This window comes from Streptomyces sp. NPDC058000, from assembly GCF_042886435.1.
GTDB lineage: Bacteria > Actinomycetota > Actinomycetes > Streptomycetales > Streptomycetaceae > Streptomyces.
Genome location: NZ_JBHVQS010000018.1, coordinates 121,523 through 140,479, shown reverse-complemented (window position 1 = coordinate 140,479; position 18,957 = coordinate 121,523). Strand labels below are relative to the sequence as shown.

Annotated in this window: 16 protein-coding genes and 1 pseudogene; 8 read left to right on the top strand and 9 right to left on the bottom strand. The window is 73.1% G+C overall.

Features of this window, described 5'->3' with window-relative positions:
* The first annotated feature begins 554 nt into the window (after positions 1–554).
* Positions 555–1,997: an amidase gene (locus tag ACFVT2_RS19850; RefSeq protein WP_390019387.1), complete on the top strand. Its 1,443-nt coding sequence runs from the start codon at positions 555–557 to the stop codon at positions 1,995–1,997.
* A 54-nt stretch (positions 1,998–2,051) separates the two neighbouring features.
* Here ACFVT2_RS19850 and soxR read toward each other — a convergent pair whose 3' ends face one another.
* A complete protein-coding gene (gene soxR, locus ACFVT2_RS19845; RefSeq protein WP_390019384.1) occupies positions 2,052–2,633 on the bottom strand; it encodes a redox-sensitive transcriptional activator SoxR in 582 nt (193 codons plus the stop codon).
* 124 nt (positions 2,634–2,757) lie between these two features.
* Between soxR and ACFVT2_RS19840 the strand changes: the two genes are divergently transcribed.
* Entirely contained in the window at positions 2,758–3,219 is a 462-nt protein-coding gene (locus tag ACFVT2_RS19840) for a MaoC family dehydratase (protein ID WP_390019381.1), read from the top strand.
* A gap of 15 nt (positions 3,220–3,234) precedes the next feature.
* Here ACFVT2_RS19840 and ACFVT2_RS19835 read toward each other — a convergent pair whose 3' ends face one another.
* Positions 3,235–3,858: a TetR/AcrR family transcriptional regulator gene (locus tag ACFVT2_RS19835; protein ID WP_390019378.1), complete on the bottom strand. Its 624-nt coding sequence runs from the start codon at positions 3,856–3,858 to the stop codon at positions 3,235–3,237.
* A gap of 131 nt (positions 3,859–3,989) precedes the next feature.
* Positions 3,990–5,147: an acyl-CoA dehydrogenase family protein gene (locus ACFVT2_RS19830; protein ID WP_390019376.1), complete on the bottom strand. Its 1,158-nt coding sequence runs from the start codon at positions 5,145–5,147 to the stop codon at positions 3,990–3,992.
* 88 nt (positions 5,148–5,235) lie between these two features.
* On the opposite strand from ACFVT2_RS19830, the gene ACFVT2_RS19825 reads away from it, so the two are divergent.
* Positions 5,236–5,898: a TetR/AcrR family transcriptional regulator gene (locus ACFVT2_RS19825; protein WP_390019373.1), complete on the top strand. Its 663-nt coding sequence runs from the start codon at positions 5,236–5,238 to the stop codon at positions 5,896–5,898.
* Positions 5,899–5,951: 53 nt separating this feature from the next.
* Entirely contained in the window at positions 5,952–6,944 is a 993-nt protein-coding gene (locus ACFVT2_RS19820) for an urea transporter (protein WP_390019371.1), read from the top strand.
* Between the two features lie 44 nt (positions 6,945–6,988).
* On the opposite strand, the gene ACFVT2_RS19815 is transcribed toward ACFVT2_RS19820, so the two are convergent.
* From ACFVT2_RS19815 to ACFVT2_RS19805, 3 genes and pseudogenes are all read right to left on the bottom strand, one after another.
* Positions 6,989–8,089 carry a Zn-dependent alcohol dehydrogenase gene (locus tag ACFVT2_RS19815; protein WP_390019369.1) on the bottom strand — a complete coding sequence of 367 codons (1,101 nt, stop codon included), beginning with the start codon at positions 8,087–8,089 and terminating at the stop codon, positions 6,989–6,991.
* Between the two features lie 74 nt (positions 8,090–8,163).
* A complete protein-coding gene (locus ACFVT2_RS19810; protein WP_390019366.1) occupies positions 8,164–9,558 on the bottom strand; it encodes an aldehyde dehydrogenase family protein in 1,395 nt (464 codons plus the stop codon).
* A gap of 301 nt (positions 9,559–9,859) precedes the next feature.
* A pseudogene (locus tag ACFVT2_RS19805) lies at positions 9,860–10,474 on the bottom strand (TetR/AcrR family transcriptional regulator); the annotation flags it as partial.
* 339 nt (positions 10,475–10,813) lie between these two features.
* Between ACFVT2_RS19805 and hmgA the strand changes: the two are divergent.
* Positions 10,814–12,169 (top strand): homogentisate 1,2-dioxygenase, encoded by a 1,356-nt coding sequence (hmgA, locus tag ACFVT2_RS19800; protein WP_390019364.1) that lies wholly within the window; start codon positions 10,814–10,816, stop codon positions 12,167–12,169.
* A gap of 35 nt (positions 12,170–12,204) precedes the next feature.
* Positions 12,205–12,954, top strand: coding sequence for a GntR family transcriptional regulator (locus tag ACFVT2_RS19795; RefSeq protein WP_390019361.1), 750 nt, complete (start codon positions 12,205–12,207; stop codon positions 12,952–12,954).
* Between the two features lie 60 nt (positions 12,955–13,014).
* On the opposite strand, the gene ACFVT2_RS19790 is transcribed toward ACFVT2_RS19795, so the two are convergent.
* Positions 13,015–14,436 carry an MFS transporter gene (locus ACFVT2_RS19790; protein WP_390019358.1) on the bottom strand — a complete coding sequence of 474 codons (1,422 nt, stop codon included), beginning with the start codon at positions 14,434–14,436 and terminating at the stop codon, positions 13,015–13,017.
* A gap of 195 nt (positions 14,437–14,631) precedes the next feature.
* Between ACFVT2_RS19790 and ACFVT2_RS19785 the strand changes: the two genes are divergently transcribed.
* On the top strand, positions 14,632–15,903 hold the full coding sequence (locus ACFVT2_RS19785; protein ID WP_390019355.1) for a type ISP restriction/modification enzyme: 1,272 nt from the start codon (positions 14,632–14,634) through the stop codon (positions 15,901–15,903).
* Positions 15,904–16,049: 146 nt separating this feature from the next.
* Here ACFVT2_RS19785 and ACFVT2_RS19780 read toward each other — a convergent pair whose 3' ends face one another.
* Positions 16,050–16,313, bottom strand: a complete 264-nt coding sequence (locus tag ACFVT2_RS19780) for a hypothetical protein (RefSeq protein WP_390019353.1) — start codon at positions 16,311–16,313, stop codon at positions 16,050–16,052.
* Between the two features lie 239 nt (positions 16,314–16,552).
* Complete coding sequence (locus ACFVT2_RS19775; RefSeq protein WP_390019350.1) at positions 16,553–17,359, bottom strand: SGNH/GDSL hydrolase family protein; 807 nt, start codon at positions 17,357–17,359, stop codon at positions 16,553–16,555.
* A 313-nt stretch (positions 17,360–17,672) separates the two neighbouring features.
* Here ACFVT2_RS19775 and ACFVT2_RS19770 point away from each other — a divergent pair, with 313 nt between their 5' ends.
* The gene (locus tag ACFVT2_RS19770; RefSeq protein ID WP_390019348.1) at positions 17,673–18,911 is read left to right on the top strand and encodes a S8 family peptidase; all 1,239 of its coding nucleotides are present in this window, start codon (positions 17,673–17,675) and stop codon (positions 18,909–18,911) included.
* The last annotated feature ends 46 nt before the right edge of the window (positions 18,912–18,957 follow it).

Sequence of the window (18,957 nt, the reverse complement as noted above, 5' to 3'; positions counted from 1 at the left end):
GCCGCTGCGCGGGGCTGTTCGGCCGCGGTGCCGGGGCTGTGGGGTGGGGGTGTGCCGGACTGCTTCGCTTTACGTCCGGCACACCCCCACCCCACAGCCCCGACCCCTCCCGTTGAGGGGTGGGAAAAAGATGAGCGAGGGTACGCCCTAGTGGGCCACTGCGGGCCCGATCACTGAGTGGTGACCGGCCACCAGCCCACCCGCCTCAACCAGCCACCCACCCGTCTTCCCCACCCCCAACGGGAGGGGACGGGCCGGAGGGGGTGGTGTGCAGGACGTAAAGCGCAGCAGTCCTGCACACCACCCCCGCAGGCCCGGCACCGCACCCAACAGCCCCGCGCAGCGGACCCGCCCGCCGCCAGGCGCAACGGCGAGAAACCCAGCAACGTGGGAAGGCAGCCAAGCGCAGCGACCCGTTCGGCTACAGCCTTTACGAGCCGACCGGCAAACTGAAACAACTGTTCATGGGCTGATCGCCGGAGGGCACGCGCGCCGGCCCGTACCGCGCGTGCGGCACCCGGGCCGCACGGGTCCCGACGAGAGGGTGGACGTCCATGGCCGAACTGCACGATCTGACCGCGCTGGAACAGGCCGCGGAGATCCGGTCGGGGGAACTGTCCCCGGTCGAGCTCACCGAGCACTACCTCGCGCGTATCGACCGGCTGGACGACACCCTGGGCGCCTTCCTCACCCGCACCCCGGAGCTCGCCCGCAAGCAGGCCGCGGAGGCCGAGAGCGAGGCCGTCGCGGCCCGTCGCGAGGGTCGGGCGCTCCCGCCGCTGCACGGTGTCCCGGTGCCCGTGAAGGACCTCAACCGCGTCGCCGGGGTGCGCTGCACGATGGGCTCGGCCGCGCTGGCCGACCACGTCCCGGACGCCGACGACCACGTCGTCACCGCACTGCGCCGGGCCGGCACGATCCTGCTGGGGAAGACCAACACCCCCGAGTTCGGGCTGCCCTGCTACACCGAGAACGCCCTCGCCCCGCCCGCCCGCACCCCCTGGGACACCACGCGCTCGGCGGGCGGCTCCAGCGGCGGCGCGGCCGCGGCGGTGGCCGGCGGGCTGGCGCCGGTCGCGCACGGCAGCGACGGCGGCGGGTCGATCCGCATCCCGGCGTCGGCGTGCGGGCTCTACGGCATCAAGCCCAGCCGCGGCCGGATCAGCGCCGGCCCCCTGCTGCACGACGTGACGGGCCTGAGCACGTCCGGTCCGCTGGCCCGTACGGTCGCCGACGCGGCCGTACTGCTCGACGTGATGGCGGGCACCCTGCCCGGCGACCCGTACGCCGCGCCGGCCCTGCCGCCCGGCGAGACCTTCGTCGGCCAGGTCCGCCGGGACCCGGGCCGGCTGCGGATCGGGGTGCTCGCCCAGCCGCCGCTCCCGGACGTCGAGGTGCACCCCGACTGCCGCGCCGCGGTCGCGGAGACCACCGCACTGCTCGGTCAACTCGGCCACGAGACCGAGGAGTTGTCGTTCCCGACCGATGACCGGATCCTGCACGCGTTCACCCGGGTCTGGTCGGTGATGGCCGCCAACCGCCCCGTCCCGCCGGACGGCGAGGAGCTGCTGATGCCGCTCACCCGCTATCTGCGGGCCCGCGGCCGGGAGGTCTCCGGCACCGCCTTCGCCAGCTCCCTGCACGCCTTCCGGATGCTCGCCCAGGACCTCGCCGACGGCCTGATGCCGCCCGGCACCGGCTACGACGTGCTCCTCTCCCCCACCGTGGCCGCGCCACCGCCCCCGGTCGGCGCACTGCGCAACGACGCCGATCCGCAGGCCGAGTTCGCCGCCGTCGGCCGCTTCACTCCGTTCAGCGCCTTCTACAACGTCACCGGCCAGCCCGCGGTCAACGTCCCGCTGCACTGGAACGCCGAGGGGCTGCCGATCGGCGTGATGCTGGCCGGCCGCTACGGCGACGAGGCCACCTTGATCGCGCTCTCCGCACAGCTGGAGGCGGCCCGCCCCTGGGCCCACCGCAAGCCGCCCGTCTGGTGAGCGAACGGGCCGGGGCGCACCGCGCGGCCCCGGCCCCGATCCACCGGACCGGCCTCAGGGCCGGTCGTCGCGCTCCCCGGGCGCGCAGGTCCACGCGTCCGGGGTGCAGGTGCCGGCCGTGGAATCGGCATCGGCGGCGGCGCCCTTCGGTGCGCGGGTCGAGGCCGGGTCCGCAACGCGACGGTCGACCCGGAGCCGGCGGGCGCCGGGCCCCTGTTCGCCGAGGTTGTCGTAGGGGTTGGACAGCGCGCACTTCTCCATGGAGAGGCAGCCGCAGCCGATGCAGTCGGTCAGCCGGTCGCGCAGCTCGACGAGCTGGCTGATCCGCTCGTCGAGTTCGGTGCGCCAGACCTCGGAGAGCCGGGCCCAGTCCGCGCGGTTGGGGGTGCGCTCGTCCGGCAGCTCCGCCAGGGCGTCCCGGATCACCGCGAGCGGGATCCCGACCCGCTGCGCGGCCCGTACGAAGGCGACCCGGCGCAGCGTCTCCCGGGTGTAGCGGCGCTGGTTGCCGGCCGTGCGGGTGCTGCTGATCAGTCCCTTGGACTCGTAGAAGTGCAGTGCGGAGACGGCCGCGCCGCTGCGCGCGGAGAGCTGGCCGACGGAGAGCTCGTGGACCTTGAACGGAAGCTGGGGCACGTCGGCAACCCTACGGCCTGTCCGGTGGTTCCCCGGGCGGTCTCCGGCCGGGGCGTTGACAGCGGGCGCCCACCCTCGCATGCTGAGCAAGCGCTTAGTAACACGGCTGAGGAGGCGGACGAGGATGGCAGAGCCCCGGGTGTTCGGGTCGGTCGAGGAGCTGCGGGCGGCGGTCGGTGAGGAGTTGGGCCCCAGCGACTGGCTGGAGGTCGACCAGAAGCGGATCGACCTGTTCGCGGAGGCCACCGGCGACCACCAGTGGATCCACGTCGACCAGGAGAAGGCCGCGGCCGGACCGTTCGGCACGACCATCGCGCACGGCTATCTGACGCTGTCGCTCCTGCCGGTCCTGGTCCCGCAGTTGCTGCGGGTGGACAACGTGAAGATGGGCATCAACTACGGCACCAACAAGGTGCGGTTCCCGGCCACCGTCCCGGTCGGCTCGCGGCTGCGGGCCCGGGCCCGGATCGCGGAGGTGGCCGAGGTGACCGGCGGGGTGCAGCTCACCATGACCGTGACGGTCGAGCGGGAGGGCGGCGAGAAGCCGGTGTGCGTGGCGGAGTCGGTCAGCCGGTTCCACCTGTAGTCGGCGCGGGGGCCGTCAGGAGGCCCCGCCCACCATCCGCAGGACGAGGTCGGCGTAGAGGGCGCCGACCTCGTCGGGCGTCCGCGGACCCTCGGCGGAGAACCAGCGGGCGACGTCCACGCAGAGCGACAGCACGGCCAGGGTGGTGCCGGGGACGTCGTCCACCCGGAACTCCCCGCTCTCCGCGCCGTCCTCGATGATCTGCCGGAGCAGCCGGTCGGTGCGGCGGCGCAGCCCGGCGATCTCGGCGTAGTGGTCCGCGCTGAGCGCCTGGAGCTCGTACTGGATGACCCGGGCGGTGGTGTGGTGTTCGGCGTGCCAGCGGGCGAAGGTGCGCACCGCGTCGTGGAGCCGGTCGGTGGCGCTGCCCCCGGCCTCGGCGGCGGCGGCCATGATGCGCAGCGCCTTCTCGTGGCCGATGCCGCTGATGCGGTAGAGCAGTTCCTCCTTGGTCTTGTAGTGGATGTAGAGCGCGGCCGGGCTCATCCCGGCGCGGCCGGCGATGTCGCGGGTGGTGGTGGCGTGGTAGCCGCGCTCGGCGAACGCCTGGACGGCCGCGCTGACCAGCCGCCGCGCGGCATCCGGGGACACCCCGGACCACTCGTCGCTCTCCTCCGCCGCCCGCTCGGCCGCACCCATCGCGCTCCCCGCTCCTCGATCCGACAGGGTCTTCCCCTGTCGGATCGAACACCATACCGCGCCACTGAGCAAGCGCTTAGGTCCCGTCCGGGGGACGGACCGGGCGCGTCGGCGGGCGGCGGCCGGGCGGTTCAGAAGGCCGAGACGCCGGTCAGGGCGCGGCCGATCAGGAGCTTCTGGATCTGGCTGGTGCCCTCGTAGAGCGTCATCACCCGGGCGTCGCGCAGCAGCTTGCCGACCGGGTACTCGTCGATGTAGCCGTAACCGCCGAAGACCTGGAGTGCGTTGCTCGCGGCGCGCACCGCGGCCTCGGAGGCGAAGAGCTTGGCCTTGGACGCCTCGGTGGCGAACGGCTCGCCCCGGTCGATCAGATCGGCCACCCGCCAGGTCAGCAGCCGCGCCGCGTCCGCGTCCACCGCGATGTCGCTGATCAGCTCCTGGACGAGCTGACGCCCGGCGATCGGGGCGCCGAACTGTTCGCGCTGACCGGCGTATCCGAGCGCGGCGTCCAGCGCGGCCTGGGCGATGCCGATGCAGCCGGCGGCGACCGACATCCGCCCCTTGGCCAGCGCGGACATGGCGACCGAGAAGCCCTTGCCCTCGGGCCCCAGCAGGGCGCCGGCGGGCACCCGCACGCCCTCCAGTACCAGCTCGGCGGTGGCCTGGCCGCGCAGTCCGAGCTTGCCGTGGATGGCGCGGCGGGTCAGGCCCGGGGTGTCGGTCGGTATCAGGAAGGCGCTGATCCCCTTGTGGCCGGGGGCGCCGCCGGTCCGGGCGAAGAGCAGGACCAGGTCGGCCCAGGTGCCGTTGGTGATGAACATCTTGCTGCCGTCGACGACCCAGTCGCCGCCCGCGCCGTCCCGGACCGCGCGGGTGGTCAGGGACGCCGCGTCGGAGCCGGTGCCGGGCTCGGTCAGGCCGAAGCAGCCGAGCGCCGCGCCGGACGTGAGCCGGGGCAGCCACGCCCGCTTCTGCTCCTCGTCGCCCCATGCGGCGAGGGTCTTGGCGACCAGCCCGAGCGAGACCGAGACGATGCCGCGGACCGCGGAGTCGCCGCGCCCCAACTCCTCGGTGACCAGCGCGTACGCGAGGTGGTCACCGCCGGAGCCGCCGTACTCCTCGGGGATGGTCAGCCCCAGGAAACCGAGGTCGCCGAGTTTGCGGACGATGCCCGGGTCGACCTGTTCGGCGCGGTCCCAGGCGGTGGCGTGCGGGGCGATCTCGCGGTCGGTGAAGTCTGCCGCGAGCCGGCGTACGGCGGTCTGCTCGGGCGTGAGCTCCAGGTTCATCTCGGGCCCCTTCTCGGCGGGAACGGGAGTGCGGAGACAGTTAATTAGCACTGCTAGTTTTTAGCGAACAGCCCCTACTATGTGCGGCATGGCCCGACCCCGCAAGCCCCTGCTGAGCCGCGAACGCATCGTCACCACCGCGCTGGCACTGATCGACGCGGAGGGGCTCACGGCGCTCTCCACCAGGCGGTTGGCGGCGGAACTGGGCGTGAGCGGCCCCTCCCTCTACAACCACTTCACGACCAAGGACGAGATCCTCGACGCGGTGGCCGACACGGTCATCGCCCAGGTCGACGTCTCGACCCTGGTGAGCGGCGCCGACTGGCGGGCCGGCCTGCTCGACTGGGCCCGCTCCTACCGCGCGGCGCTGGCCGCCCATCCGCACATCGTGCCGTTCCTCGCCCAGGGCCCGGGCCGCCGGCCGGCCGGGCTGAAGATGGCCGACGCGGCGTTCGGCGGCATGGTCGAGGCCGGCTGGCCGCCCGCCCTGGCCACCAAGGTCTGCGCGATGGTGCGGTACTTCGTCGCCGGCTCCGCGCTCGGCTCGTTCGCCCGCGGCTTCGTGGACGACCCCGGCGCCTACGACCCGGCCGACTACCCGCACCTCGGGCAGGCGCACCTCCTGGCCGAGCACCAGCGCCGCGTGGACGACGGCGCGTTCGAGGCCGGGCTGCGGGCGCTGGTCGACGGGCTGACGTTGCATCACCCGGAACTGGCACCTCCCGGCGTCGATTTCAGGACACAGATGTAGAGTGCATCAGTCCCTGGCGGGCAGGGACAAGGTGCGTCCCGCGGGAGGCGGAAATGCCCCAGTCGAGTACGGCCAACAAGGCTCCGGCGGCGAAGAGTTACGACGTGTTAGCGACCCGCTGGGGCCGGTTCGCCACGGAGGTGCTGCGCGGCCAGGCACAGGTCGACTTCCTGCCCAGCGCGTTGGCCGGAGTGGTGTTCTCGATCGCACTGTTCGTCGCGGGCTGGCAGTACGGCCTCTACGGCCTGATAGGCGCGGCCGTCGGCACCGGCACCGCGCACCTGCTGGGCGTGGAGCGCAGCCGGGTCACGGCCGGACTCGAAGGCTTCAACTCCTGCCTGGTCGGGGTCGCCTGCGCGGTCTTCCTCAACGCCGACCACCTCTCCACCCTGCTGGTCGCGGTCGCCGCCAGCGCCGCGGTCACGGTCGTCACCGCGGCCACCGCGCGGGTGCTGGGCACCTGGGGCCTGCCCACCTTCACCCTGCCGTTCTGCCTGGCGGCCAGCGCGCTGACCGTCGCCGCGCCCGGCTTCCGGCACGTGTGGCACCTGGCGGACGGCCTCGCCGCACTGCCCAGGACCGCGTCCGGGCCCACCGCGCTGAGCCTCACCGACCTGTGGCACGCCTTCTTCACCAACATCGGTGAGATCTTCCTGATGCCGCAGTGGTACGTCGGCCTGATCTTCCTCGTCGGCATCTTCGTCGCCGACCGCCGGCTGGGCGCCCTGGCCTGCGCCGGCAGCGCCGTCGGGATCCTGACGTCGTGGGCGCTCGGCGCCCCCGCCGACCAGGTGCGCCAGGGCCTGATGGGCTACGACGCGGTGCTGGTCGCCATGGCCCTGGGCGGGGTCTTCCTGATCACGGACGCCTGGAGCGTGGGGTACGCCTTGGTCGGCGCGGTCACCTCCACCGTGCTGAGCCCGGCGCTCGGCGCGCTCTTCGCGCCGTCCGGCGGGCACGCCTTCACCTGGCCGTTCGTGCTGGTGTCGCTGGTGTTCCTGGTGGCCGCGCCGGCCTTCCCGCGGCTGCGCCGGGCCACGGGCTGACGGACCGGCGGCGACCGGCGCGGGGCCGGCCGCCGCCGGAGACCTCAGAACACCACCAGCGCCCGGCCGCCCTTCCCGGCGAGCATCGCCTCGAACGCGGCCGGGATCCCGTCCAGTCCGATCCGGTCGGTGACCAGCGCGGAGAGGTCGAGCGCGCCGGAGCGGACGTGCTCGGCGATCACCGGGAGGTCGCGGGCCGGATCGCTGTTGCCGTAGACGCAGCCGGAGAGCGTCCGGCCGAAGTAGAACAACTCCAGGGCGGAGAAGGTGACCTGCTGGTCCTTGCCGCCGATGCCCACCACCGTCGTCCGGCCGCCGCGACGGGTGGCCGACCAGGCCGCCCGGATGGTCTCCGCACGGCCCACGCACTCCACGGCGACATCGGCGCCGACGCCGCCGGTGAGCGCCCGGACCCGCTTGGCGCCCTCCTTCTCGAAGAACGCCGGACCGTCGGCGACCAGGAAGTCGGTGGCACCGGCCGCGTGGGCCAACTCCTCCTTCGCCGGCGAGACGTCCACCGCCACGATCGGGCCGGCCCCGGCGATCCGCGCCGCCTGGAGGGTCGCCAGCCCCACGCCGCCGACGCCGACGACCAGTACCGATTCCCCCGCCCGGACCCGGGCACTGTGGTGGACGGCGCCCCACCCGGTGAGCACCGCGCAGCCGAGCAGGGCCGCGTCGACCAGCGGCACCCCGGCCGGCAGCGGCAGCGCGGCGTGCGCCGGCACCACGGTCTCCTCGGCGAACGCGGCGGTGCCCAGCCCCGGGTAGAGCGCGCTGCCGTCTCTGCCGAGGGTGGCGTACGGGGCGCCGGCGGCCCGACCGGCGTCGGCACACAGCCAAGGTTCGGCCAGCCCGCAGAAGTGGCAGTCGCCGCAGGACGGCGCCCAGTTGAGGACCACCCGGTCGCCGACCGCCACGCCGGTCACGTCCGGGCCCACCGCGCTGACGGTGCCCGCGCCCTCGTGCCCGAGCACGGCCGGGGCGGGCTGGCGCAGCGTCCCGTTGGACAGTGACAGGTCGGAGTGGCAGACACCGGCGGCGGCGAGCTTGATCCGGACCTGGCCGGGGCCTGGCTCCGGCAGCTCGATCTCGGTGATCTTCAACGGGGCGTTTACGGCGGGCAGGACGGCGGCGCGGACCACGGGATCTCCTCGGGGCGGGACGGGGGCGGCGATAGGACGGCCGGGCGGGCGGGAGGGGGCGCGGGGCGGGCGGCTCAGAACTGAAGGGACTTGGTCTGGAGGTACTCGGCCAGACCGTGCGGCCCCAGCTCCCGGCCGACCCCGGACTGCTTGTACCCGCCGAACGGGGCGAGCGGGTTGAACCGGCCGCCGTTGATGTCGACCTGGCCGGTTTCCAGGCGGCGGGCGAAGGCCGCCGCCGTGGCGTCGTCGCCGGCCCAGACCGCGCCGGCCAGGCCGTAGACGGTGCCGTTGGCGATCCGTACCGCGTCGTCCTCGTCCTCGTAGCGCAGGACCGTGAGGACCGGGCCGAAGATCTCCTCCTGGGCGAGGGTCATCTCCGGGGTGACCTCGGCGAAGACGGTGGGGTTGACGTAGAAGCCGGGCCCGTCGGATGTCCGCGGGCCGCCCACCACAAGCTTCGCGCCCTCGGCGACGCCGCGTTCGAGGTAGCCGACCACCCGGTCCCGTTGGCGGGCGCTGACCAGCGGGCCGATCCGCTCACCGGGGACGTACTTCGCGGCCGCGGCGGCGGCCAGCGCGACGGCCTCGTCGTACTGGTCCCGGTGCACCAGCATCCGGGTCCAGGCGCTGCACGTCTGGCCGGAGTTGGCCATGACGTTGGCGACGCCGACCGCCACCGCCCGGCCGAGGTCCGCACCGGGCAGGATGACGTTGGCGGACTTGCCGCCCAGCTCCAGGGCCACCCGCTTGACCGCGCCGCCGGCGAGCGCGCCGATGGTCCGGCCCACCGCGGTCGAGCCGGTGAAGGAGACCAGGTCGACGCCGTCGTGCTCGACGAGCGCCCGGCCCGCGACCGGGCCGAGACCGGTGACGAGGTTGACGACCCCGCCGGGTATCCCGGCCGCCTCGACGCACTCGGCGAACAGCTGGGCCACCAGCGGAGTGTCCTCGGCGGGCTTGAGGACGACCGTGCAGCCCGCCGCCAGCGCCGGGGCCACTTTGGCGACGACCTGGTGCAGCGGGTAGTTCCACGGGGTGATCGCACCCACCACACCGACCGGTTCGTGCAGCACGGTGGAGGTGCCGAGGGTCTCCTCGAAGGCGTGCGTGCGGGCGAGGTCGGCGTACGAGCCGCAGACCGCGACCGGCAAGCCGGCGTGCACGGTCCGGCTGAAGGCGAGCGGCGCGCCGAGTTCGGCGGTGACGGTCCGCGCGATCTCCTCGGTGCGGTCGGCGAGTTGGTCGCGCAGCGCGGCCAGTCGCTCGGCGCGTGCGGCGGGCGGGGTGGCGGCCCAACCGGGCAGGGCCGACCGGGCGGCCCGCACCGCGGCGTCCACGTCCTGCGCGGAACCGGCCGGGACGGTGCCGATGACCTGCTCGTCGGCCGGGTTGACGACCTCGATCGTGCCGCTGCCCGCGGCGGGCCGCCAGCGTCCGCCGATGTACATCGCCTCGTGGTGCTTCACGTGTGGTCCTCCCGGGCCGGCTGGTCGTGATCGGCACCCTAGGGGCGCCCTGGGGCACTTCCTAGGGGGACACCATCCAAACTAGCGCCGGTAGTTTCGTGGCCGCCAGCGGCACCGCGCACCCGCCCGGTCCGCATCGGGTCCGGGCCCGCCGCCGTTACGGCTCGCCACCACCGGAACCGGCCACACCGCCCGCCGGACCCACCGGACCGGCCTCCGCGGCCCCCACAGCCCCGGCGATCTCCGCAGTCCCGTCCACCGCACCGCCCACCGCGCCCTCCCCGGCGCCGCCCCCCGTCCCGTCCAGATAGCGCGCCAGATAGGCCCGCAGCAGTTCCTTGGTCTCCGTGACGATCGCCGGATCGCCCACCGGATCGGTGCGGAAGGCGAGCTGGAGCAGCGCATCGGCGGTCTCCACGCCGACCAGGAAGGCGGTGCGCAGCCGGGCGTCGGCGGGGTCCAGGCCGAGCCGCTCGGCGAGCAGGTGCAGCAGCCGGTCGGCGACCTCGTAGTTGGCCTGCCGGGACTCGCGCGGGGCCGGGACGGTGAACTCCACCAGGGCGAAGCCCGGCAGCGTCCGCTTCATGGCCAGGTACTCGTCGATCACCACGTCCATCGCGGCGCGCCAGCCCGGTGGCTGGTCCGAGGCGCCCAGCCGGGCGCTGATCCGGTCCGCGTAGGCGTCGAGGTTGCGCCGGGCGAGCGCCTCGGCCATGGCGCGCTTGTTGGGGAAGAAGCGGTAGACCGAGCCGATCGGGACCCCGGCGCGGCCGGCCACCGCGCGGGTGCTCAGGTCCTCGTACCCGGTCTCGTCCAGCAGCTCGGCGCAGGCGTCGAGGATCCGGGCCAGGCGCTGGGCGCTGCGGCGTTGGACGGGCGCACGGCGGAGCAGGGCCGGGGCGGGAGTGGCGGGCAGGGTGGCGGGGGCCGGGGTGGTTTGCGGGGCGGGGGTGGACGGCGAGGCGGGCGGGGGCTTCGAAGGCTGCACACGGTCATCTTGCCCGCCGTACGGACCGGGGATGGCCGAGCGGGGTGATCCGGCCACCGCGGCCGGGATTCCCCCAAGTCCTCGGCTTCCCCCCACTCTCGGCTTCGTTCGAGCGGGGGGACCCTCATACCCAGGGAGGTACCCCCATCGTTGACGGACCCCCTCATCAATCCTAAGGTCTTGCATAGGATTCCCCGAGGCCCCCCTCGGGGCCGTGGTGCCTTGGATTCCGTGGACGTCTTGTTCGGTGAGCGGCGGGAGCGTGTGATGACAGGTACGGACAACGAGCGGGCGAGGAAGACGGCCGAGGGGCTCGTCTACTCCTCCGGCTTCGGCAACGAGCACAGCTCGGAGGCGGTCCCCGGCGCCCTGCCGGTGGGCCGCAACTCCCCCCAGCGGGCCCCCCTCGGGCTCTACGCCGAACAGCTCAGCGGCTCCGCGTTCACCGAACCGCGCCGCCACAACCGCCGGTCCTGGCTCTACCGCATCCGGCCGTCGGCCGCGCACCCGCCGTTCGCCCGCGCCAACCGCGGCGAGATCCGCTCCGCGCCGTTCACCGAGTGCCTGCCCGACCCCAACCGGCTGCGCTGGAACCCGCTCCCCGAGCCCACCGACCCCACCGACTTCATCGACGGCCTGTGGACCCTGGGCGGCAACGGCGACGCCACCCAGCGCGCCGGCATGGCGGTGCACCTCTACCACGTCAACGCCTCCATGGACCGGCGGGTGTTCGGCAACGCGGACGGCGAGCTGCTGATCGTGCCGGAGCGCGGCGGGCTGCTGCTGCGCACCGAGTTCGGTCTGCTGCGGGTCGAGCCGGGCCACGTGGCGCTGATCCCGCGCGGGGTCCGCTTCCGGGTCGAGCTGCTGGACGCCGCCTCCGACGGGCAGAGCCCGACAGCTCGCGGCTACGTCTGCGAGAACTACGGCCAACCCTTCGTGCTGCCCGACCTCGGCCCGATCGGCGCCAACGGCCTGGCCAACGCCCGGGACTTCCTCGCCCCGACCGCCGCCTACGAGGACGTCGAGGGACCGGTCGAGGTGGTCAACAAGTTCTGCGGCCACCTCTGGACCGCGACCTACGACCACTCGCCGCTGGACGTGGTCGCCTGGCACGGCAACCACGTCCCGTACGTCTACGACCTGCGCCGCTTCAACGTCATCGGCTCGATCAGCTACGACCACCCGGACCCGTCGATCTTCACCGTGCTGACCTCGCCCTCGGACACCCCGGGGCTGGCCGGGGTCGACTTCGTGGTGTTCGCCCCGCGCTGGCTGGTCGGCGAGGACACCTTCCGGCCGCCGTACTTCCACCGCAACGTGATGACCGAGTACATGGGCCTGATCGAGGGCGCCTACGACGCGAAGACGGCCGGGCCGGGCGGTTTCGTCCCGGGCGGCGGCTCGCTGCACAACATGATGTCGGCGCACGGCCCGGACCAGGAGACCTTCGACCGCGCCAGCGCCGCCGAACTCGCCCCGCAGAAGATCAGCGACGGACTGGCCTTCATGTTCGAGACCCGCTGGCCGCTAACCCTCACCGAGCAGGCCCGGGACGCCGGACACCTCCAGCGCGGCTACGACGACGTATGGCAGGGTCTCCAGCGCCACTTCCGCCCGTAGCACCGGGACCAGCTCCGCAGACCGGGGACCGTATCGTGACCACCTTCGCTCCCGACTCGCTCGCCCTGAACCGCAAGTTGCCGCTGTGGTACCAGGTCTCGCAGTCCCTCCGCGCCTCCATATTGGGCCGCTCCCCCGAGGCGCCGCTCCGGCTGCCCACGGAGGACCAACTCGCCGCGCACTACGGCGTCAGCGTGCTGACGATGCGTCAGGCGCTCAAGGAGCTGGAGGAGGAGGGCCTGATCAGTCGGCACCGGCGCCGGGGCACGTTCATCGAGCCGCACGCGCGGCGCGGCGCACCGGTGCGACTGCTCGGGTCGGTGGACGCGATCGTGGCCCAGCAGTCGGGGATGCACACCGTCCTCCTGGAACACGGCCCGGTACCGATTCCCTCCGAACTGTCCGAATATTTTCCGGATATGGCGGAGGTAGCCGGTTTTCGGCGATTGCGCAGCGACGAGGCGACGGAGGAACCGACCAACCACGCGCGCAATTTCGTACGCCCCGACGTGGCCGCCCGGATCGACCTCGCAGACCTGGAGCGGTGGCCGATGACGAAGGTGCTGCGGGACGCGGTGGGCATCCGCATCGGGCGGATCACCGACATCGTCGAGGCGCGGCTGGCCGACCCCGAGACGGCCCGCCTGCTGCATGTGCCGCTGCTCAGCCCGATCCTGCACTACACCGGCGTCACCTACGACGAGTCCGGGCAGGTGCTCGACGTCGCCCAGATCCACTACCGGGGCGACCGGTTCTCCTTCACGGTGACGCTGGACGCGCACTGAGCCGTGGCGGCGCGGGGCCCGCCCGGAGACGGCCGCCGCACCGCAGGTCCCGCTCCCGGTTCAGATCCGCTCCAGGCTCCGCCCCGTACTGCGCGGCCCCAGCAACGCGACATCCAGGCAGAGCAGCACCAACAGCACCGCGGAGCCGCCGAAGACGGCGGCCGCGCCGAGGTCGGTCAGCACCCTCAGCGCGACGAACGGCAGCACGACCGAGGTGAGCCGGGACAGCGAGTAGGCGATGCCGATCGCGCTGCTGCGCAGGCCGGTCGGGAAGATCTCGGTCTGGTAGACGTGGAAGGCGTTGGAGAAGACGTTGCTGCACACCGTCAGCAGGAAGCCGAAGGCGACGATCGCCCAGGTGGCGGTGGCGAAGCCGAAGGCCAGGCCGCAGGCGGCGATGCCGAGCGCGGAGGCGATGATCAGCGTCCGGCGCTCGATCCGGTCGATCAGCGGGACGGACAGCGCGGAACCGATCGGATATCCGCAGTAGCTCAGCGCCGCGTACAGCAGCGAGTCGGTGACGGTGTACCCCTTGGCCGTGAGCACCACGGGCGCCAGCGAGCCGAAACCGTAGTAGCCGACGGTCTGGAGCACCTGGAAGATCCACCACATGAGCGTCCGGCGCCGGTGGTCGCCGCGGAACATCTCCCGCAACGGCACCTTCCGCTCCGGGGGGTCGGTGGTGTCCGGGACGGACGGCAGGCTGCCGCCGGTCTCCGCCGCCACCCGCCGCTCGATACCGGCGACGATCCGGTCGGCCTCCTCCTCGCGCCCGTGCACGCTCAACCACCGTGGCGACTCGGGTAGTTGACGACGCATCAGCTGGATGAAGGCGGCCCCCAGCGCACCGGCGACCAGCAGCCAGCGCCAGCCGTCCACGCCCAGCACCTGGTGCCCGGCCACCAGGCGGGCGCCCAGCAGTGCCGCCACCGGGACGCCGACGAACCCGAGGGTGTAGGCGTGGGCGAGGTAGCGCCCGCGGACCGCCCGCGGCAGGAACTCCGCCAAATAGGTATCGACCAGGACGAGTTCGGCACCGAGCCCGAGTCCGGACAGGAAGCGCAGTACGAGCAGCCAGCCGAGGTCCGGCGCGCACGCCGCGGCCAGCGAGAAGAGCGCGTAGCCGCCCAGGTTGACCAGGAACATCCGGCGCCGGCCGAGCCGGTCGGCGAGCACCGACAGCACATTGGCGCCGACGAACATGCCCAGGAACCCGGCGGCGATCACCCAGGACTTCGCGGCGTGCCCCAGCCCCCACCGCTCGGCCAGGACCGCGGCGAGCACCCCGCCCAGGAAGATCTCGTACAGGTCGAAGAAGGCGCCGATGCCGACGACGGCGGTGATCCGGCGGTGCCACCGGGACGGCGGCAGCCGGTCCAGGCGGGCGCCGACCCGGGTCCCGACGGGGGTCCCCCCGCATCTGTCGTGCGCGGGTCCGGGGATCCCCCCGCGCCGTTCAGGCGTGGGGAAGGTGTCCGTCATGGCGGTCCTCCCTCGGCAGACGTACGGCCAGGACCGTACTCCGCCAAGATCGGCAAGCGGAAGACCGCGTTCGTCCGCCGGAGGCCCCGCTTCGGCGGGCGGCCGCGGCCCGGCCGGCGGTGGCGGGCCCAGTGAACGGGCACCGCGCCCGCCGCTACCATGCGGAGGCAACCAACGGTCCGGGAGGGGCTCCGCGTGACGGCGAAGCAGGGCGCGCCAGGGCTGGACGCGCCACGGCTGTCCGATCTGATGCCATGGTCCGTGGCGCCGCTGCGGCTGGGCCGCTCCTGGGTGATGGGGCCGGATCCGGCCACCCTGCGCGCCCGTTGGAAGGCGCTCGCCGACGCCGTGGACCCGGCCGTCCGCGCACGGCTGTTCCGCCCGTCCCGGGCCCGCACCCTGCACTCCGCGGTCGGCCAGCTCCCCGGGCAGGCCACCCCGACCGCGCGACTGGCCCGGACGGCCGGCCCGTGCCCGGAGCCGGTACGGGTCCTGCACGGCCCGTTCGACCGGCAGTGGCTGCTGCCCGACCACCGACTGATCGACGCGGCCCGCCCCGAACTGTGGCGCGTGGCCGACCAACACCAGCTGTTCCTGGTGGAGTTGGGCCACGTCCCGCAGACCTCCGGGCCTGCGGTGGTCTGCTCCGCGCTCCTGCCCGACGGACGCTCCCCCGCCGGGCGCCCCGGCCGGATCCACCCGCTCTACCGCCGGCCCGGCGGCGTCGAGCCCAACCTCGCCCCCGGCCTGGCGGAGCTCCTCACCCACCGCCTGGACCGCCCGGTCCGCCCGACCGACCTGCTCGCCTGGATCGCCGCCACCGCCACGCACTCCCCCGACGGCACCGCGGTGCCGCTCACCGCCGACCCGGCACTCTGGGACCGCGGGGTGGCGCTGGGCACCCGGCTGCTGTGGCTGGGCACCTGGGGTGCGTACCAGGGGGACGGCCCGGACGGGCCTTCCGGGCAGCCGCGGTTGCCCGGCGGCCGGCGGCCCTACGTACGGGCCGCCCTACCGGCCCGTGGACTGCCGGAGACCCTCGACTACGCCCCCGACGACGAGGCGCTACTGCTCGGCAGCGGGCGGATCGCACCGGTGCCGGCGGGTGCCTGGGAGTTCCACGCCGGGGGCGTACGGGTGGTGGAGGAGTGGTTCGCGCGGCGCGCCGGGGCCCCGGCCGCCGGTGCCGAGTCCGCCGAGCGCGGTTCCCTGGCGGCGCTGCGGCCCACCGTCTGGCCGCAGGAGTGGACCTCGGAGCTGCTGGAGCTGGTCACCGTCCTGGCCTTGCTGGCCGAACTCGCGCCGGAGGCAGTGGAGTTGGCGCGGGCGGTGGAGACGGGTCCGCGGCTGGGGGCGGCGGAGCTGCGGGCCGCGGGGGTGCTGCCGGCGCCGGCTGCGGCGGCCCGGCCGGCGTCCGTGTTGGACCACCAGGAGGAAGGGCCGGACGGGCAGTTCGCGCTGCTGTGAGCCACCGCGGGGCGGTACGGGTCCGGGCACACGAGGAACCACCCGCCACGAGGTGACGGGTGGTGAGAAGGAGGCACCGGGCGGCAGTGTCGTGCCCGGCCGGGACGGTGGGGACGCCTGAGCCGTGGTGCCGCTTCAGGTGCGACTCAGCCGTGGCCGCCGAAAAGCGAACGACGGAGCCTGCGCAGCGGTGCGAACAGCGACACCCGGTGGCCGCGGCTCTTCCTCATGCGCGTGTGGTCACGCGCGGTGAGCTCCTGCATCAGCGAGGTGGCCCCCTCCACGTCGCGCTGCGGGATGGCGGGACCGCCGAGCACCGCGAGATGGCGATCGAGCCGCGTGCTGGTCGCACTGCTCCCGCATGTGATGGCAGGGACCCGCGCCCTGCTGCGCACTGTTATCTGTTCCATGACTCTCCCCACCCGTACGAGGGCACCCGGCCAACGGGCAGGGTAACCCTATCTCTCTTGGAGGACACGCGTGCAGACCGGTCAACGGATTCACCTGCCATGCCTTGACGTTGACGAACACCATACGGAATGTCACGTACAGCGCGCGTGCCAGGGCGAGTTGAGGGACCGTGCGGGGCGCCCGGGCGGGCGGGGCGCGGAGGTGGGGGCACCCTCCTCCGCGCCCTGTGCACGGAAGATCACGCAGCGGAGCCGAACACCGGGAGGTAGCCGCTGGCTTGGCCGGCGGCGGTGGGGTGGTAGGACTCGTCGACGGGATAGGTCACGCTGTGCAACCACGGGCTGCCGGAGCACAGCTCATGGCCGGCGAAGGTCGAATTGACATCGGCGAAGGCGAAGCCGTGGTCGGCGGCCCGCTTGGCGATGACGCCGTTGATGTCGTCGGCGGCGGCGTCTATGGCCGCCCGGGACTTTTCGGTGAGGCCGGCGACGCAGACACCGTTGAGCTTGTAGAAGTGCGGGTACCCGAGGGCGACGACGTGGGCGGACGGGGCCTTGTCGGCGATCGCCGCGTACACGGTGTCGAGCTTGCCGGGGAGGGTGTTGTCGATGTAGGTGCGGGCCTGGGCGATCCGGGCGAGGCAGGCGCTCTCGCCCTGGAGGGCACAGGTCGTCATGGTGTCGGCGAATCCGGCGTCGTTGCCGCCGATGGTGATGCTGACCAAGCTCGTGGCGGAGCCGAGGGGGCCGAGCTGGCCGCTGACGACATCACCCGTACGGGCCCCTGAACAAGCGGTGAAGGCGAACGACGAGGGGGAGTGCGCGGCCGCCCAGAGGGCCGGATACGCCTTGGTGCTGCGTTTGCACGCACCGCTGCCGCTGTCGTAACTGCCGGCGCCGACGCCGGCCGAGTAGGAGTCGCCGAGGGCCACATAGCCCCCGGCGGTGGTGAGTTGGGCTGCCGCGGCGGCGCCGGCGCCGGTGAGCGCGAGCGACGAAGCAACAAAGAACGCGGATGTCAATGCCGCGAAACGGGACACTCTCATGGAACCTCCCATAGCAGGATCTCTGCGCGATCCGTCGTACCAGGAGCCCCGCGTGGTCGGTAGTGTCCATGCCAAAAGTCGTACAGAGTTCACGGCTAATCTGCCGATCTGTCAGGTTCATCACTGCATCGTCATTGCCTTTCCATGACGTGCATATGACATCCCGTTGGGAGTCTTGATACCTGCGGGCGACTCATCGAACCTTTTGACGATCGGTCACGGACTTTCGCAGAACGACCGATTGCGTACGACCCCGTACGTCCCACCTGCGCGCGCACCACGGCGCGCCACCGATGAGGAGGACTCCCTCGCGATGGCAGTGATGCGTTCCACCACCCCCCACGCCGCCCGCCGGCGTGCCACCACCCTGCGGATCGCCGCGGCGGTCACCGCGGCCGCGGCCGCCGCCACCCTCGGCGCCCTGGCCCTGCCCGCCCAGGCGGCATCCGCCCAAGGCACCGTCGTCGGCGCCGGTGCCGCGGACGCGGTGCACGGCAGCTACCTCGTCACGCTCAAGCCGAGCGCCGGCCTCAAGGCCGCGTCGGCGGACGGCCGCAGCGTGATATCCGCCTACGGAGGCACCGTCAAGCGCACCTACACGGCCGCGCTCAACGGCTATGCCGCCACCCTGTCCGAGGCCCAGGCGAGACGGCTGGCGGCCGACCCCGCCGTCGACCACGTCTACCAGGACCGCACCGTGCACGCCCTGGACACCCAGAACAACCCGCCGTCCTGGGGCCTGGACCGGATCGACCAGGCGAAGCTGCCGCTGGACAAGAAGTACACCTACCCCGCCACCGCCGGCTCCGGCGCCACCGTGTACGTCATCGACACCGGCGTCCGGATCTCCCACCAGGAGTTCGGCGGCCGGGCCGTGAACGGCTACGACGCGATCGACAACGACAACGTCGCCCAGGACGGCAACGGCCACGGCACCCACGTCGCGGCGAACATCGCCGGCAGCTCGTACGGCGTCGCCAAGAAGGCGAAGATCGTCGCCGTGCGGGTGCTGGACAACTCCGGTTCCGGCACCACCGCCCAGGTGGTCGCGGGCATCGACTGGGTCACCAAGAACCACAAGGGCCCGTCGGCGGCGAACGTCTCGCTGGGCGGCGGCCCGGACGCGGCACTCGACACCGCCGTGCAGAACTCCATCAAGAGCGGCGTGACCTACGCCATCGCGGCCGGTAATTCGGGGGACAACGCGCAGAACTACTCCCCCGCGCGGGTCCCCGAGGCGCTCACCGTCGGCGCGACGACCTCGACCGACGCCCGCGCCTCGTACTCCAACTACGGCTCCCGGGTGGACCTCTTCGCGCCCGGCAGCAGCATCACCAGTGCCTGGAACACCAGCGACACCGCCACCAACACCATCTCCGGGACCTCGATGGCCACCCCGCACGTCGCGGGCGCCGCCGCGGTCTACCTCGCCGGGCACCCGACGGCCACTCCGGCCCAGGTCGCCACGGCCCTGGTGAACGGCGCCACCTCCGGGGTCGTGACCAGCCCCGGCAGCGGCTCGCCCAACAAGCTGCTGAAGCTCGTCCCGTAGGAAGCTCGTCCCCTGAGGGGAACCGCCCTCTGAGGGCCACCCGGTA